The sequence below is a fragment of the Terriglobales bacterium genome, from assembly GCA_035764005.1.
GTDB lineage: Bacteria > Acidobacteriota > Terriglobia > Terriglobales > Acidobacteriaceae > Gp1-AA112.
Genome location: DASTZZ010000072.1, coordinates 78132 through 93931, shown reverse-complemented (window position 1 = coordinate 93931; position 15800 = coordinate 78132). Strand labels below are relative to the sequence as shown.

The following is a 15800-nucleotide window of genomic DNA, read 5'->3' as shown; positions in this document are numbered from 1 at the left end:
TGAATGATGCCGCCGCCGAGCGGGGCGGGGTTCTGCTGATATTGTCCGGCGAAGGGATACTCGCCCGAGGGTCTCGCGCAGTTGATCGAGCACCTCGCGCGGCTCGCGCTCGGGATGCAGCACCTCTCCCGCGTGTCGCGTGTACGCGAACTGCTTGCCCAGGTGATGGACTACGTGCGTCTCATCTTCTTCCGCGATGGCACGAGCCTGGTGACGGTCCGCTGCTTGCCGTTTTCTTCAATGGTTATTTTTTCCCTCAAAGTCGCTTCGATGGTGGTGGAAAGATTACGGCGAGCCTTCGGCCGTCCGCGTGGATTACCGGAGGTGCCCTTTGTCCATGAGTACCTTTTCGGCGGCTTGCCGCATCCGATTTCGTAGTTCGACATCCCGTAAGGCTCCTTGACTCCTGACTAAATCCCCCACCTTCCGTGCTATGACAGATTTCAAAAAAATGCAAGAGTTATTTTGACAAATTTTACTTTTGTTGTAGCATGGTTTGTGTGCATGTAGAGTTCCATCATAGAGTTCCAGAATGGGAACTATAGAAGAGCGCACAGCAATTATTGGTCCACGAATGGTTTACGCTGTTATTACGCTGTTTTTCGCTGTTCGGGAGCGAGTGGAGAATATGGTGAGTTTCGATAAAGAGTTATTTGCCAAAGACTTGCCGCGAATTATCCGTCGTTCGTACCCGCTCGGTTGAGTATTTACGCTGTTTATTACGCTGTTATTTCGAATCGAACGTGGACAAGCACAAGCTTCTATCGGAAGCCATCGCTGAAGCCCGCAAAGGTCTGAACGAGGGCGGGCTGCCGATCGGGTCGGTGCTCGCCGATGCGGATGGCAATGTCGTCGCGCGTGGACACAATCTGCGCGTCCAGACCGGCGACCCTACCGCTCATGCCGAAGTTGTATGCATCCGCAATGCCGGGCGCCGGCGGGACTGGAATCGGCTGGTGCTGGTGAGCACATTGAGTCCTTGCGTGATGTGTACCGGGACCGCGCTGCTGTTCAAAATCCCGACCATCATCATCGGCGAGAATACGAACTTCAAAGGCGCTGAGGATCTCTTCACGCGTGCCGGTGTGCAGCTTGTGAATCTGGACGATCCGGAATCCAAGTCCCTGATGCGCGCCTTTATCTCTCAACATCCGGATCTTTGGAACGAAGACATTGGCCGCTAGCGATTCGTTCGTCACACGATGCGGTTACTCCGGTTAGGGAGCGAAACGATTCTGTTACTTCCCGCATAGCCCGATCGCGATGAATATTGCATAGCTCTCGCCGGATTTGGCCCTTATTCCTGCGCACTCGCCTCGGCTGAGCCGATCGTGAACTCCCATGCAACCAGAGAAACGAGTTCGGGTGATGCTGCCTGTGCGTCTGCAGCGACAGTCGGATGCGCCGCCGCGCAGGAAGATTTCCGCTTGCACCTTCGACATTTCCGAACATGGAGCCAGAATCGCCGGCCTGCAGGAGACATTCGAGAATGGCGAGGTGATGATCGTCGAGCGGGGAAGCAAACGCGCGAAATATAAGGTTGTCTGGATGGGAAAGCCTGGAACTCCTCTGGGCGGGCATGCTGGAATGCAGTTGCTCGACTGCCAGGAGTCGATTTGGGATGTTGAGATCGCCGAGATGCAGGAAGAGTACGAGCCGATTATTCTCGACGACAGTCTGATCCCCACGCATCGTGAGGCTACGTTTGCGCCGGGAAAAGCCAAGGTGAAGGTTCCTGGAGCAAACGGCCAGATGGAAGGACATCTGGTACAGCTGTCAGAACACGAATGTACGCTCTTGCTGGAGCGTGAATATCCGAGGAACAGCACGGTTGCGCTGTTTATCAGCGGTGAAGGATTCGATTTGCGCTGTCGTGGGATTGTGCGCGCCTATGCGAGCGGCCATCTGATTGTGGATCTGAGCGAGATTCGGCGCGGAGATCGGCGGCTGTTCGATTACCTGTTCACTCTCGGGGATGCGAGCTGAGCTTTCATGCATCTGCGGTCGTGGACACGGCAGTCCGCTTTCCTCTGTTCTTCCTTATAATCGATCTACACCGATGAAAGCTTACGTTTACGTCACTCTCAAGACCACGGTTCTGGATCCTCAGGGAAAGACGATCCAGGGCGCGTTGAAAAAAATGAACTACAAGGGAGTGGATGACGTGCGTCAGGGCAAATATTTTGTTTTGACCTTGAAACCGAATCTCAAAAAAGACTCAGCGAAAAAGGAAGTTGAGCGAATTGCGCGCGAGGTGTTGACCAATCCCGTAATCGAGGAATTTTCCTATCGATTGGAGGAGTGATTCCCCTTAACGCTCCCCGTAACCTGCCAGATTGCGCGATTTCGAGGTAAGCTTCTGAGCAGCAGCTCGCATCCATTCTCGTAGGCTCCTGCTGTAGTCCCCTTTGGATAAAAGGACGCGGTTCTTATATGTGCGGCATTGTCGGATATGTAGGTCAGAAGAGCGTTGTGCCCGTGATTATCGAGGGCCTGCGCAAGCTTGAGTATCGCGGATACGACTCCGCGGGCATCGCTGTCGCAGGAAATGGCGATGGGCTCCAGGTGCGTCGCGCCGAAGGCAAGCTGCGCAACCTTGAAGATGTGATTCGCCATAAGCCGCTCGAGGGTTCTTACGGTATCGGTCATACGCGCTGGGCGACGCACGGGCGTCCGACGGAAGAGAACGCACACCCGCATCGCGACTGCACCGGCCGAGTTGTGGTGGTCCACAACGGCATTGTGGAGAATTATCTTTCTCTTAAGAAGCGGCTGATCGAAGAAGGTCACAAGTTCTCAACCGAGACCGACACCGAAGTGATCGCGCATTTGATCGAAAACGCGCTAAAAAGCTCAAACGGGAAACGGCCTTCTCTGGAAGATGCAGTTCGCAAAACCGTTAAACAGCTTACGGGAGTATTTGCGCTGGTCGTGATTAGCGCGGACGATCCGAACAAAATCGTCGCTGCGCGCAATGGTCCGCCGGCGGTGATTGGACTGGGGCAGAACGAGTACTTCGTTGCCTCCGACATCCCAGCGATTCTTCATCACACTCGCGATCTCTTCTTCCTCGCCGATGGTGACTTGGCGATCATCACGCCTTCCGGCGTGCAGCTCACCGATTTCGACGCGAAGCCGATTCAACGGCAGGTGCAGCGCGTAACTTGGGATCCGATTCAGGCGGAAAAAGGCGGCTTCAAGCATTTCATGCTCAAGGAAGTCTACGAGCAGCCGCGTGCTGTCCGCGATACCACTTTGGGACGCATCTCGCAGGACTCGGGGCGAATTTTCCTGGAAGAGATGCAGGTGAGTGAAGACGAGTTCCGCAAGATCGATAAAGTCAATATTGCTGCGTGTGGCACAAGCTGGCATGCGGGGCTTGCCGGCAAGTTCATGATCGAGCGCCTGGCGCGCGTTCCCGTAGAAGTGGATTATGCGAGCGAATATCGCTATCGCGATCCCATTACGGGAGCCGATGCACTTACAATTCTGATCACTCAGTCGGGGGAGACAGCAGACACGATCGCAGCGCAGCGCGAAGCCAAGGCCAAGGGCTCGAAGACGCTCGCGATTTGCAACGTAGTTGGCGCCATGATCGCCCGAGAAGCTGCCGGTACCATCTACACGCACGCCGGTCCCGAGATTGGCGTAGCTTCAACGAAAGCGTTCACAGCGCAGCTGACGGCTTTGTTTTTGTTTGCGCTTTTTCTCGCGCAGAAGCGCAATCAGCTCGACGAGCAGCAATCGATCAAATTGGTGCAGGAACTCACGCGTCTGCCCGGCAAGCTCGAAGCGATTCTCAATCACGATGAAGCTTGCGACGACCTGGCCAAGCGCTACCAGAAGGTTCAGGACTTCCTCTTTCTTGGCCGTGGGATTCATTATCCGATCGCGCTCGAAGGCGCGCTCAAGCTGAAAGAAATCAGCTACATTCACGCCGAAGGTTATCCCGCGGGAGAGATGAAGCACGGCCCGAATGCTTTGATCGACGAGAATCTGCCGGTCGTCGTACTCGCAACGAAAGATCCCGACGATCCGGATTCTGTATTGCGCTATGAAAAGACGATGTCAAATATCAAGGAAGTCACAGCGCGTTCGGGAAAAGTAATCGCCATCGCTACTGAAGGGGATAACGAGATTCACGAGTCGGCAGACCACGTCCTGTATGTGCCCAAAGCTCCGGAACTCCTGCTGCCGATCCTCGAAGTTGTACCGTTGCAGTTGCTTGCGTACCATATCGCCGTGCGCCGGGGCTGCGACGTGGACCAACCGAGAAATTTGGCGAAGTCGGTGACGGTCGAGTAAAAGCCGATAACCGACACGGGACCGCCGGCTGCCACAGTGCTTTTGTGAGAATCGCGTTACTCAGTCGACACCAAGAAAAAGCTCGCCTCTGGTCTGTAACTCGTTTGAAATCCTGAAAATTGTAGAAATCCTACCTGCAGCTACTCTGGTCAGAGCAGCTCTTTTTTCCGAATCGCAGGAAGCCTTCCGGCAGCAGCTTGGAATCTAATAATCGGAGAACCCAGACCGAGGATTTCTATGATTCGTTGTCGCGAGTGCGATCATTCCAACCCTGACGACCATCATTTCTGCGGCATGTGTGGCGCCAAACTCGAGCCCGCAGTGCGGCCGCTGGATATCAATGAGGATGATCCACTTGAACTTGAAGCTCCGGTCTATCAGTTCGAAGACCGAACGCGGCTGCGCCAACCGGCTGAAGCTTCCCGCCGAGATCACCACCGCGAGCAGGTTCGCGATACTTCATCGATTAGTTCGAATGGGGGAAGAGGTCGGGCGCACATCACAGAAATTGATCAGCTTCCACGCGAAATTATTGAGCCCAGTGTGGAAAGCGAGTATCGAGACAATACTCCCAACCCTTCGGCCGGAATCGGCGGACCTTCATTCCTTGGTCTGAATTACGAAAGCGGAGGCAATCGAGGCTTCGTTTACGACAAGCCGCGTCAGGACGGCTTCGTCTACGATTCTGATGGAGAGGCTCCCGAATATCTGCTTGAGGAAGTGCCGCGCGGAGTCTCCTGGCGCGCCTGGGCGTTATGCCTGCTGTTAATCATTGGCGGCGGACTCGGGTACATACAGTGGCGAGCCAGCCACCATCAGGGTCCCGATTTGGCGTCGATCCTCGCGCGCAATGGTCCGACGGTTGATCCGAGCGGGCCGGTGTTGCCGGATAAATCTGCAAAGCCTGCAGACAAGACCAATCCTGCAGCAAACACCAATTCCGAAGCGGCGAGCGCGAAAGGCAACACCCAGGCAGAGAACAACAATGCCTCGGCATCAGCAGGTTCCGACGACGAAGATTCTTCCGTGATTGATAGCAACGCCTCTGCAGCAAAGCCATCAGACGCGAATACTGCAGATGCCACAACGGGAGATCCCAACGCTGCGGATACTAGGACTGGAAACATGAAGCCAGCTAAAGCCGAGAGTGCCGATTCCGAAGATAATGCCGACAAATCCGCCACAGCTGCTGCTCCGAAAGGTGAATCAAAGAACACCGATGAAGATGAGAGTTCGGCGAAACCGGAATCCGACGGTCCCGCGAAAACTGCCAAGACCGTTCGCAAAACCGAGGTCGCGGACGAGGAGCCGCCTCAGCCGAAAACGCTCGGCGAAAAAGACCCGCTCCTTATTCAAGCAGACAAGTACATCCAGGGACGAGGCGTTCGCAAGAACTGCTCCACAGGAATTAATCTGCTCCGGCAAGCAGTGAGCGAAGGCAATCCTGCAGCAAGCGTGAAGCTGGGCGCCTTGTACTGGAGCGGAACCTGCGTGACTCAGAGCAAGGTCACGGCGTATCGGTGGTTCTCACGAGCTCATTCAATGGAGCCCACGAATCGCTGGGTCGAACGCAGCCGGAATTCGCTGTGGGCAAGCATGAGTCCGGAGGAGCAGCGCCGGGTTAATTACTAGCTTTGTCATTCCGAGCGGAGCGTCTGCGCTTTTTGCAGACGCGGAGAGAGGAATCCCTACCGATAGGAAGAGCTAAAGGAATAGAGCGAAATGCCTGGAAGTTGATAGGGATTTCTCGCTGCGCTTCGAAATGACAATGAGAACAGCAGCTCCACCAGCAGTTAAATTCCGAGCTTCTTAACTTCCTCGTTGTAGTACTTGCGATAAAGGATGTCCCATTCCTGCGTGCCTTCAGGAATGATGCGTTTTTGGCTTTCGATTTTCTGACGCGCGGAGGCATCGATCCTTTCTTCTGCCTTGAAGAGCTCTTCGAGAATCTTGCGCGCCTCGCCGCGAATCGTATTCGGGTCCTCGATGAATTCCACTTCCTCAAGCTGCGTGAGAGCATCCATTACGGACTTCGCCAGCTTGTTGACCTTGTCGCGCGAGACTCTCACAGCACCGCCTTGTATTTCTGCACCAGCTGCTGCTTCACCTTCTTGAACATCTCCTGGTAGCTGGCGCCACTCTTTTGCATCTCGTCTTGGTAGGCTTCGAGAATCAAGCGGACTTCGTCGTTAATGCGGTCTTCGAGCTGCATCTCTTCGAGCATGGCCGCGTTAACCCGCTCGACGGTCGAGTTCAGATTCTTGGTCTCGATGAACTCGCCTTCAATCAATTTTTTAGTGACTTGACGGGCTAAATAACCCAGATATTCCTTGGAAACAAGCATCTTTCGTATGAGTGGATTGAATATTTGAGTTTAGCATAGCGGTTTTTGCCGCATTCCCGCTGCAGTTCACTTCATTGTGTGAAAGCCACCTCGCAGAAACCGCAGCGCCAACCTCCGCCCGACCTGCCACATCTTCATTTGAAGAAACGGAGGACTACCACATGGCGTTGTTTTCCATGGACCTGCAGAATCTCAAAGATCTTTTTATCGACGAACTGCGCGATCTCTACGACGCAGAAAACCAGATCACGGAAGCACTACCCAAGTTGATTGAAAAAGCGAAGTATCCGCAGCTGAAGAGCGCGCTTCAGGAGCATCTTGAAGTCACGCGCGGACAGATTCGCCGGCTCGACACCATCTTCCAGCAATTGAAAGAGAAAGCGACAGGCGAAACCTGCAAAGGGATGAAGGGCCTGATCAAAGAAGGCGACGACATGGCGACCCGCGATGGTGATGCAAGCGTAATCGATGCCGCTATCATCAGCGCGGCCCAGCGAGTCGAGCACTACGAAATGGCCGGATATGGAACCGTTCGTACTTATGCTGATCTGCTAGGCAAGCCTGAGTTCGCAAACCTGCTACAGCAGACGCTGGACGAAGAGAAGGAAGCAGACAAGACGCTGACGGAAATCGCGAAAACAATCAACGTGCAAGCAAAGGCAGCTTAGAGACTTTTTGGCTTGTCATTCCGAGCGGATGCTCACGAGCAGTTCGCGTGAGCAGGAGAGAGGAATCCCTACAGCCCTATTAGCAGTTGGTAGGGGATTCCTCACGCCAACAACAGGCGTTCGGAATGACAAACCATCAAAAGCTACCCTTCCGTCTCCTGCAAATCCGCCGAATGCCGCCGCAGTAATGCGGGCAGATTCTGCGAGAAAGCCGAGCGCGGCACGACCATATCGCATCCCGCTTCCTGAGCTTTGAGTTTGAGATCGCCTTGAACGTGGGAGAGGAATCCAACAATTGAAGTCTGCTTCTTCAGCTTGCTTTTCAATTTGGGAATTGTCACAAGCGGTTTTGCGTTGACATTGTTCAGATCGAAGATGATGAGCGAAGGCTTCTCTTCTTCCTCACTGACAAGCCGATCGATGACTTCTTTCTCTGCCTTTGCGAACTCCACTTTCACGCCAAGCTTGCGCGCAACTTCCTGAATTTTTGCGAGGAAGAAGAGATCATCGATGAAGCAGACCACCCGAGTCGGAGAATCGGCCGCGGCAGCCTGCTCGCCGGCCTCGCCATTCGTCGTCTGGCCCTGAGGCATGCCGCGTCCCGGCCCGCGATAGCGTCCATTCTGGGAATAGAAATCGTTTCCGGAACCTTGGGCATTGCGATAGCTGTGGTCCATCGGGCCGACAAACTGCTGGCCGCCATGACGGCGACGCCCGCGTCCCTGGTTTCCGCCCTGCCCTCCCGGGCCGCGCATGCCGTTCGGGCCTGCGCCGGGCTGGTTGTTGTGTTGTCCTTTGCCGCGACGATGGCGGCGACGTCCCCGGTTGCCGGGGTGTTGTGGCTGGTTCGGTCCTTTATTCATCGACGTCCTGTATGTCTGTGTAGAACGGAGGCAGCGGCAGAAGCCACGATGCCTGCACCACGGTTATCTCGCACCGCCGTGAGCGGCCCTGTCACAGAGTAGTTTCGTTACGTTCACCTGCAAGCGGTCTCTTGTCAGAATGCGGAAGCTCCAGCTTCGCTTGAGATCTTGGTTATGGAAATCGCTCGCGAACTATGTACTTTCCAGCGCGCTCCGGTTCGAGATTTCAGGACTCAATTTCGGAATTCCCGGCCTTGAGCGCGGGTGCCGGCACCTGGGTGTGCGGCAATCGGAAGACAACTCAGATGGTAACCGCCCTTTGCGTAGGAATGCAAGTGGATTATTCCATCGGGGGATCGGGCCATCGGATCATCGGGTGATCTGACATCGAACCCTTTCTTATCGCTCGACGTTATCTCACCACCAATAGTGAACGGTGTAGCTTACCTTCTTCTCCCCGTTTGCAGGCACAGGCACGCGGAACTCGATGGTCTGCGAGTCGGTTTGCTTATAGTCGTCCGATTTTGCCGTGATCTTCCAGTTATTCCAGCGATAAAGATGTTCTACGACTCGCACTTCCACAGGAGTTGTTTTGTGGTTCCGCAGATTAATGTCGAAACTTTCCTCGCTCCAGCTTTGGGCCGAATTCACGCGAAAATCGGTGCGCACGCGCTGGCCTATGAGGTCAAATGCGTTTCCCGAATAGAAGCGGACAGTCTCGTCAGCAGGAGTGTGGTCGATCTTGTCTTCACCGGTGAACTCCATTTGCCCGTCAGTATCCCGCCGATAAAAGCGGACGCGTCCTGCCGGCAGCGGCATGCCCAAGTTGTTGGCTTTCGAGTTCTTGAATTCCAACATCACCCAGACTTTGGGATTCGATTTGGTCCCATATTCGGCATTGCCGCGAATGTTGTATATGCTCCAGCCACGATACTGATCTTCGAGGAGGAAGCCGTCATACACGTAAACACGGTCGGCGTGAACGCCATTGGCGCGCAGAAACTCTACTTGCTTTGTTTCGCGATCGCGCAGTGTGGTCGAATGCGCCAGTGTGTAGAGGTGGTATTCGTCAAAGGTTTTCTGTGTGACAACTGGCGCTCCGTTCACCTCCACGGACTGGGTCGCAGCTCTAAACATACCCATTCTGTCGAATTGATTCTGGTTCTGTATCTTGGATACGTCTCCCGCCATCAGCTTGATATGCGCGTTCTCGAACGTCTTGCCGCTTTGGTTGTCGAGCGTTACCCATCCGACGATATCCATGGTGTCTCCCGTTTCGGGAGCGACGACGTTGTAGTCGGCCTTCCAACTCATTCCACCAGACACATATGAGAGCTCCGCGGTCCGCGCTCCTTTTGCCTGCGATTCCAATTCCCAGTCAAAGGTCGGCTTGAGGATCGTGTCGTTCCCCAATGTGGGAAATTGAGGCGTGCCCGGTAGAGAGAACTGCAACTTGCCATTGACTTCGATGATGGGCTGGCCCGCGCCGCCCGAAGCCATCGCGTTCTGCGCCATTTGGTATTGATAACCATACTGCCCGTATGCGGCATAGTGAGGCACGTATCCGCTGCGGATGATCTTTCCTTGCACGATCTCCTGGTGGCCTTGAGCATCGGTACGGACGAAGTCGATCGTCTTGCCTTCGAATAGCGAGAGCAACAAACCGTCTGACAGAGGATCATTGCGGTAATTCTGTTCCAGGATTCTCAATCCGCCGCCGTGCAGGTCGCGCAGTACTACGGAGTCGGGTTCGGCATGCGCCGTGATGTCGCTGAAGGCCACGTGCGTGACGTTCCCATTTAAGTCCAGCGGAATCGTCTGCCGGATGACGGCGAATTGCTGGTTATAGATTGTGAGCGAAGGCTCGGCTTGCTGCTGCGGATCTGCGGACCAAAGTGGAACCAGGAACGTCGATAGGATGAGCCACACGGCAATCGTTCGTGACATGAATATGTTCTCCCCGGTTGAACGCCAGTATGTACTCTGAACGAGCAGGGCAGAAGTACTTGCAGAGTGACCACCGGGAGTACTTAACACATTGCTTTCTATCGACTTTGCGGCCTGAATGCCGGGGGTCTTGAAGGTTTAAATCCCGGCATACAGCGGCTCCTCATGTCCAAACGTTATTTCCCGCTTCTCCTCTTGACAATCAGGAGGAGTGAGCGCATTCTTCTCTTGACACTCAGGAGGAAGAACGCGCTCTATGGGCGATCAGCCGGGTGATGTGGTCCAGGGCACTCTGGACATGCTCATTCTCAAAACTCTCGACCTGCAGCCGATGCACGGGTACGGAATCTCCGTGCGCATCGAGCAGATGAGCAAAGGCGTTTTCCGCGTCAATGCCGGCTCGCTCTTCGTTGCCCTTCAACGGTTGCAGCGATCCGGACAGATCAAAAGCGAGTGGAAGGCCACCGAGAATAGCAGACGAGCAAAGTACTACCTTCTGACCGAATCGGGAAGAAAACGTCTCGCCGCTGAGAGGCGCGAATGGGGACGTCAAGTGGCGGCGATTGCCAGAATTCTGGAAGCGTGACAGGAGCACTTCTATGCTGCGAAACCTGGCTAGCGGATTCCGAGTTCTTCTTGGGAAGAAGCAGCTCGATCGTGAGTTGGAGGAAGAGTTGCGCGGCTATATGGCGATGGCTGTCGAGGAAAAGATACAACTGGGTATGACTCGCAGCGATGCTGTGCGCGCGGTGCGATGGGAGCAAGGCAATCTCGAAGGCGCCAAAGAAGCCGTTCGCGACGCGGGCTGGGAATCCATTTTGGAAACGTTCTGGCAGGATGTCCGGTTTGCTCTTCGCATGCTGCGGAAAAACCCGGGCTTCACCGCAGTCGCTACCCTCACGCTCGCTCTTGGGATTGGAGCGAACACAGCCATTTTCAGCGTCGTCAATGCGGTCCTGCTTCGGCCATTGCCTTACGCGAACCCAGGCCAGTTGGTTCTCGTGCGCGAAGCTAAGCAGGAGTCGGCAATCTCCGGCCAAGGGATGTCGTATCCCACGTTTACTGAATTGCGGGATCACAACCGGTCGTTCACGGCAATCGCCGGTTTGGGCGTTCACTCTCTGGTTCTGACCGGCAGTGGAGAACCCTCAGAGGTGAGCACTGTTGTCGTCACGCCCGATTTCTTCGCGGTGTTCGCAGCGGAGCCGATGCTCGGACGCGTGTTTGTCTCTCAGGATGGCGAGCGCGGCGCAGCGCCGGTAGTGGTGCTCAGCGAAAATCTATGGCGCAGCCGGTTCGGCGCCGATCCGCAGATCGTTGGCCGCTCCATCGACCTCGACATGCGTCCGTACACCGTGATCGGCGTGATGCCTGCGAGCTTCCGCACGCCCTTTGGCAACCAGGTAAACCAGGTTTGGATCCCGCTGGCTCAAGACCCTCTGTTCAGCGCCTGGATGACTCGGCCGCTTCGCGAGCACTGGATGGCGGTGATTGGGCGCGTGCGCCCCGGAATTTCATCGGCGCAGGTGCAGGCGGAGTTGGACACCGTCAGCGCACGGTTTGCGAAAGAGTTTCCAGCAGAGAAGGGATGGACGGTCGGAACTGAACCTCTGCGGCAGACAATCACCGGAGATGTGAAGTTGCCACTGCTCCTGCTGCTTGGGTCGGTAGCCCTGGTGCTCCTGATTACATGCGCGAACGTGGCGAATCTGCTGCTGAGCCGCGCAACCTCGCGCTCGAAGGAAATCGCAATTCGAATTGCGTTGGGTGCCGGCAAGAGTCGCATCGCCCGTCAACTGCTTACGGAGTGCGCCATCCTTGGCCTGCTTGGCGGTCTGATCGGGGCACTTGTGGCTTATTGGGGCGTTGCCACTCTGGCGCCGCTGCTACCTTCCAGTCTGCCGAGATTCCACCCCATTCGCGTGGATGGTTCCGTGCTCGTGTTCACGCTGGTGCTTTCGTTTGGAGCGAGTCTCATATTTGGATTAGCCCCGGTCCTGTCCGCGGCCGGCTCCGACCCGCAAACGGAACTGGGCGAAGGCGCTCGGGCAGGAGAGTCTGCAGGACCACGTCGTGCTCGCGCCTTCCTGGCCGCTGGAGAAATTGCCCTCGCGCTGGTTCTGCTCACAGGAGCGGGTCTGTTGACACGCAGCTTCGCTCAACTCACAGCAGTCGATCCGGGTTTTGAACCGAATCACATCGTCAAGGGAATGGTTTCGCTCCCACAGTTTCAATATTCAACACCCAAACAGTGGGAACATTTTTCAGAGGAACTACTCACTCGTCTTCAGGCTGAGCCGGGAATGAAGGATTCTGCCGTGGCAGGTCCGCTGCCGATTATGGACTGCTGCATTACCCTCGCTTTTCAGATTGTCGGAAATGCTTCGCTGCCGCCCGGATCAGCCGAGAACGCGAACTACGTGCCCGTAAGTCCAGGCTACTTTTCGGTTATGGGAATCCCTCTGCTTCGTGGACGTTTGTTCGACGACTCTGACTCCTCTTCCTCGCCAGCCGTTACGGTGATCAGTGAGGCATTGGCGAAGCGCTATTTCCCGCACGAGAATCCGCTGGGCCGGCACCTCACGTTTGGCTTTCCCGCGAACGGCGTGTCGTCGCGGGACATCGTGGGCATCGTTGGCGATATACACGATGTCTCGTTAGGCAAGGAACCAGGACCTATGTTGTACGTTCCCTTCGCCCAGGCGCCTCTCTATGGCGCCGAAGTTGTAGTGAAGAGCACTCTGAGCGCTTCGGCGGTGGTTGGCGCAATTCGCAGCGCTACCCACCAGATCGATAAGAATCTGCCGGTAACGGATGTTGCGTCCTTGCCCGATGCCCTGAGCGCCTCCGTCGCGCAGCCGCGCTTCCGTACTCTGCTCATCGCGTTATTTGGCGTGCTTGCGCTGATTCTCGCAGCGATAGGCATCTTCGGGGTCATCTCGTATTCAGTTTCTCGTCGTACTCATGAATTGGGAATTCGGATGGCGCTTGGTGCGCAACCCGGCTCAGTTCTGAGCATGATTTTGCGCGAGACTCTGGCGCTCACATTGCTCGGAATCGCGGTCGGCATACCTTGCGCTCTCGCTGCTGCGCGACTCATTACCCATCTACTTTTTAAAGTGAAGTCCTACGACCCACTCACTCTGGTGCTGGTTCCGCTTGCCTTGCTTGCCGTCGCGATTCTGGCCGGTTATATCCCGGCATTACGCGCCACGAAGGTCGATCCTATGGTGGCTCTGCGTTATCAGTGAATGACCGCGAAAGCTGACTCTATTTTGGACCGTGCAATTTAGAGTCAACGAGAGGTTCCGGCAAAATCAGCTGGATTCATCGACATGGCTGATGGTGGCAAGTCCGCGGCGCCAGTACCTAACGTCCTGTTAGGCGCATTGCCCATCTGCAGCTCTAGTGTTTCGCCGTTAACGATGTCAGCATGGCGAATCCAAACTTGATTGATAGCTTTTCCGTTGAGCCGAATCGCTTGAATGTATTTGTTGTCCTTTGAATTATTGAGGCAAACGATGCGGAAGCTTCTTCCGTTGTGCAGTCGAATGGTGATGCGATCAAAAACCGGGCTGGCGAGATCGTAGATCGGCACGCCCGGCGTGACCGGATAAAAGCCCATCATTGAGAAGACGACAAACGACGACATCCCACCGCCATCCTCGTCGCCCGGCATTCCCAAAGTGGTATCGGTGAACCATGTATCCAGCAGCATGCGGACGCGCTCCTGCGTCTTCCACGGCGCGCCGAGATAGTTGTAAATGTAAGGAATGTGAAGGCTGGGCTCGTTGCCCATCGAGAACTGGCCGACAAGTCCGCTGGCGTCGGGAAACTTCGCCCAGAATTCGTACTTGCTTCTGCCCAGGGGCTCACGGAATAGCTGGTCCAGTTTTGCTTCCGCTTTCGCACGACCGCCTATTAACTCAAACAATCCCTGGAGGTCGTGCTGAACGTCCCAATCGTAGGTATAGCCGTTATTCTCGGTGGTGTAGTCGCGTCCACCCTGGCCGCCCGACCAGCCGGGGTCGAAGGGCTCGATCCAATTGCCGGCTTCGTCCTTAGGCCAGACATGACCTTTCTCCTGACGAAACAGGTTTTTGTAGTTAGCGGCCCGCTTCAGGAAATACTGATAATCGGTGTTGTTGCCGAGCGCACGCGCGAGTTGCGCCGTGGACCAGTCGTCGTAGCTTTGCGCTTCCGTAACTGAAATCGCCTGCCGTCGCTCGAAGGGATGAACTTCTGCGACGGTCTCCTTTTCTCCCGGATGAAGCGCAGGCATATAGCCGTGTGCGGCCAGGAAATCATCCAGCGAAGTCTTCGGCCCACGACGCCAAGGCAGCCACGTGCCCTCGACAGAATTTTTCTTTATTCCCGCGTAAGCAGTTGCGAGATCGAAATTCGTGATCCCTTTCATCCAGGCATCTGCCATCCACGGCGCAACGGGATTGGCGGTCATGCATTCGTGATTGCCCCAAAGCTCAGCAAATGTGGGCATCCACCCGGATTGCTCATACATACGGACAAATGACTGGATCTTGTCCGCCTCCATCTCCGGATTGAGCAAAGTCTGCAGAGGTTCCAGAGCGCGGTAGGTATCCCACAACCAATTGTCCACATAGAACGGACGCGAATCCTGGTGGACCTGATGATCGAATGCACTGTAATAGCGTCCATCCTCAGTGATGATGACCATCCGCTCATAGCTGCGATACAGAGCGGTGTAGAAGACGCGCCGCTGTTCCGGTGTGCCCCCTTCAACCTGAATCTGGCCGAGCACTTCATTCCAGCGATCGCGAGCGCGATGTTTGATACTTTCGAAGTTCCAATCTGGAATTTCTTCCTGCAGATTTTTCCTCGCTTGCTCAATGCTGATGAAGGAAATGCCATAGCGGAATTCCAAAACCTTTTGGTCTGGCGCCGAAATGACCAGGAGTTTCCCATTCTTGGTGTTCCGGGTTTCTATCTTCACCGGCGCACTAAATTCGCCGTAGACGAACGCGTGCATCGTGCCGGGAGACATTCGGCCTTGACCGACGATGTTCTCGCTACCGGAAACACTGTTATCGGCACCACTCGAAAGCTCTCCACCCTGCCGATTTGCGAGCAGTACGACCGCCTTACCCGCGGGAAAAGTGAAACGAAAATACCCGCAGTGCGCGGTTGGGGTGAATTCGCTCTGGATCAGTGAGTCACGAAATCGCGCCGAGTAGTAATAAGGAGTCTCGGTTTCATGGTCATACGCCATCGGACGATCCCATGTGTCCGGCACGCCGTCGCTCGGCATAAGCCAAAAGAGCTCGCCCATGCGATGAGAAATGATGGTCAACGGGAAAGAATGAATCTGGTCATCCAGCTGGTCTTTTCTGACCGGATACACACGCACCATGCTGTTAGGAAGAGAAACCGTGGGTCGAGTCGGTTCGAGCAGGAAACCCTGTCCGCCGATGCTCGGATCCACAAACTCGACCTGTGCAGCGGCAGTAGCCACGTTTAATGAGGCAACAATAAACACCCACAAAAACCGCTTTACCTGGACCAACGTCCGCAACCATCCGTTGCAATGCATCATTCCGATTCTCCAATTAGGGCGCCGCTAGTTCGCAGGCATGCCTAGGGAAGCTTGTAATCCCTTCGACTGCAGGACCGAGCATAACGTAGCGCGAATCGAGG

14 protein-coding genes are annotated in these 15800 nt (G+C 55.3%); 9 read left to right on the top strand and 5 right to left on the bottom strand.

Annotation, left to right across the window (positions count from 1 at the left end; all coding sequences use genetic code 11):
• The first annotated feature begins 81 nt into the window (after positions 1-81).
• The 6 genes from VFU50_12735 (at position 82) to VFU50_12710 (ending at position 5937) form a co-directional block, all read left to right on the top strand.
• Entirely contained in the window at positions 82-378 is a 297-nt protein-coding gene (locus VFU50_12735) for a hypothetical protein (protein HEU5233721.1), read from the top strand.
• A gap of 365 nt (positions 379-743) precedes the next feature.
• A complete protein-coding gene (locus VFU50_12730) occupies positions 744-1184 on the top strand; it encodes a nucleoside deaminase (GenBank protein ID HEU5233720.1) in 441 nt (146 codons plus the stop codon).
• A gap of 157 nt (positions 1185-1341) precedes the next feature.
• Positions 1342-1986: a hypothetical protein gene (locus VFU50_12725; GenBank protein ID HEU5233719.1), complete on the top strand. Its 645-nt coding sequence runs from the start codon at positions 1342-1344 to the stop codon at positions 1984-1986.
• Between the two features lie 73 nt (positions 1987-2059).
• Complete coding sequence (gene purS / locus VFU50_12720) at positions 2060-2305, top strand: phosphoribosylformylglycinamidine synthase subunit PurS (GenBank protein HEU5233718.1); 246 nt, start codon at positions 2060-2062, stop codon at positions 2303-2305.
• Between the two features lie 128 nt (positions 2306-2433).
• Entirely contained in the window at positions 2434-4305 is a 1872-nt protein-coding gene (gene glmS / locus VFU50_12715) for a glutamine--fructose-6-phosphate transaminase (isomerizing) (GenBank protein HEU5233717.1), read from the top strand.
• Positions 4306-4542: 237 nt separating this feature from the next.
• Positions 4543-5937, top strand: a complete 1395-nt coding sequence (locus tag VFU50_12710) for a hypothetical protein (protein HEU5233716.1) — start codon at positions 4543-4545, stop codon at positions 5935-5937.
• 161 nt (positions 5938-6098) lie between these two features.
• On the opposite strand, the gene VFU50_12705 is transcribed toward VFU50_12710, so the two are convergent.
• Together VFU50_12705 and VFU50_12700 are read right to left on the bottom strand one after the other, a co-directional pair.
• Positions 6099-6374 (bottom strand): DUF507 family protein, encoded by a 276-nt coding sequence (locus tag VFU50_12705; protein ID HEU5233715.1) that lies wholly within the window; start codon positions 6372-6374, stop codon positions 6099-6101.
• Positions 6371-6649, bottom strand: a complete 279-nt coding sequence (locus VFU50_12700; GenBank protein ID HEU5233714.1) for a DUF507 family protein — start codon at positions 6647-6649, stop codon at positions 6371-6373. The genes VFU50_12705 and VFU50_12700 overlap by 4 nt, the downstream gene beginning before the upstream one ends.
• Positions 6650-6810: 161 nt before the next feature.
• Here VFU50_12700 and VFU50_12695 point away from each other — a divergent pair, with 161 nt between their 5' ends.
• Positions 6811-7317 (top strand): ferritin-like domain-containing protein, encoded by a 507-nt coding sequence (locus tag VFU50_12695; GenBank protein HEU5233713.1) that lies wholly within the window; start codon positions 6811-6813, stop codon positions 7315-7317.
• 143 nt (positions 7318-7460) lie between these two features.
• On the opposite strand, the gene VFU50_12690 is transcribed toward VFU50_12695, so the two are convergent.
• Together VFU50_12690 and VFU50_12685 are read right to left on the bottom strand one after the other, a co-directional pair.
• Positions 7461-8180, bottom strand: a complete 720-nt coding sequence (locus VFU50_12690; protein ID HEU5233712.1) for a hypothetical protein — start codon at positions 8178-8180, stop codon at positions 7461-7463.
• A 417-nt stretch (positions 8181-8597) separates the two neighbouring features.
• Entirely contained in the window at positions 8598-10127 is a 1530-nt protein-coding gene (locus VFU50_12685; protein ID HEU5233711.1) for a hypothetical protein, read from the bottom strand.
• Between the two features lie 256 nt (positions 10128-10383).
• Here VFU50_12685 and VFU50_12680 point away from each other — a divergent pair, with 256 nt between their 5' ends.
• On the top strand, positions 10384-10713 hold the full coding sequence (locus VFU50_12680) for a PadR family transcriptional regulator (GenBank protein ID HEU5233710.1): 330 nt from the start codon (positions 10384-10386) through the stop codon (positions 10711-10713).
• Positions 10714-10726: 13 nt separating this feature from the next.
• The gene (locus VFU50_12675) at positions 10727-13378 is read left to right on the top strand and encodes an ABC transporter permease (GenBank protein HEU5233709.1); all 2652 of its coding nucleotides are present in this window, start codon (positions 10727-10729) and stop codon (positions 13376-13378) included.
• Between the two features lie 44 nt (positions 13379-13422).
• Here the strand turns inward: VFU50_12675 and VFU50_12670 are convergent, their stop codons facing one another.
• Positions 13423-15699 (bottom strand): GH92 family glycosyl hydrolase, encoded by a 2277-nt coding sequence (locus tag VFU50_12670; GenBank protein HEU5233708.1) that lies wholly within the window; start codon positions 15697-15699, stop codon positions 13423-13425.
• Between the last annotated feature and the right edge of the window lie 101 nt (positions 15700-15800).

What these genes read in the sequence shown, in the direction of transcription:
- VFU50_12725 (HEU5233719.1), top strand. Translation starts at nt 1,342, where the DNA reads ATGCAACCAGAGAAACGAGTTCGGGTGATGCTGCCTGTGCGTCTGCAG.
- purS (HEU5233718.1), top strand. Translation starts at nt 2,060, where the DNA reads ATGAAAGCTTACGTTTACGTCACTCTCAAGACCACGGTTCTGGATCCT.
- glmS (HEU5233717.1), top strand. Translation starts at nt 2,434, where the DNA reads ATGTGCGGCATTGTCGGATATGTAGGTCAGAAGAGCGTTGTGCCCGTG.
- VFU50_12710 (HEU5233716.1), top strand. Translation starts at nt 4,543, where the DNA reads ATGATTCGTTGTCGCGAGTGCGATCATTCCAACCCTGACGACCATCAT.
- VFU50_12700 (HEU5233714.1), bottom strand. Translation starts at nt 6,649, where the DNA reads ATGCTTGTTTCCAAGGAATATCTGGGTTATTTAGCCCGTCAAGTCACT.
- VFU50_12695 (HEU5233713.1), top strand. Translation starts at nt 6,811, where the DNA reads ATGGCGTTGTTTTCCATGGACCTGCAGAATCTCAAAGATCTTTTTATC.
- VFU50_12690 (HEU5233712.1), bottom strand. Translation starts at nt 8,180, where the DNA reads ATGAATAAAGGACCGAACCAGCCACAACACCCCGGCAACCGGGGACGT.
- VFU50_12685 (HEU5233711.1), bottom strand. Translation starts at nt 10,127, where the DNA reads ATGTCACGAACGATTGCCGTGTGGCTCATCCTATCGACGTTCCTGGTT.
- VFU50_12680 (HEU5233710.1), top strand. Translation starts at nt 10,384, where the DNA reads ATGGGCGATCAGCCGGGTGATGTGGTCCAGGGCACTCTGGACATGCTC.
- VFU50_12675 (HEU5233709.1), top strand. Translation starts at nt 10,727, where the DNA reads ATGCTGCGAAACCTGGCTAGCGGATTCCGAGTTCTTCTTGGGAAGAAG.
- VFU50_12670 (HEU5233708.1), bottom strand. Translation starts at nt 15,699, where the DNA reads ATGATGCATTGCAACGGATGGTTGCGGACGTTGGTCCAGGTAAAGCGG.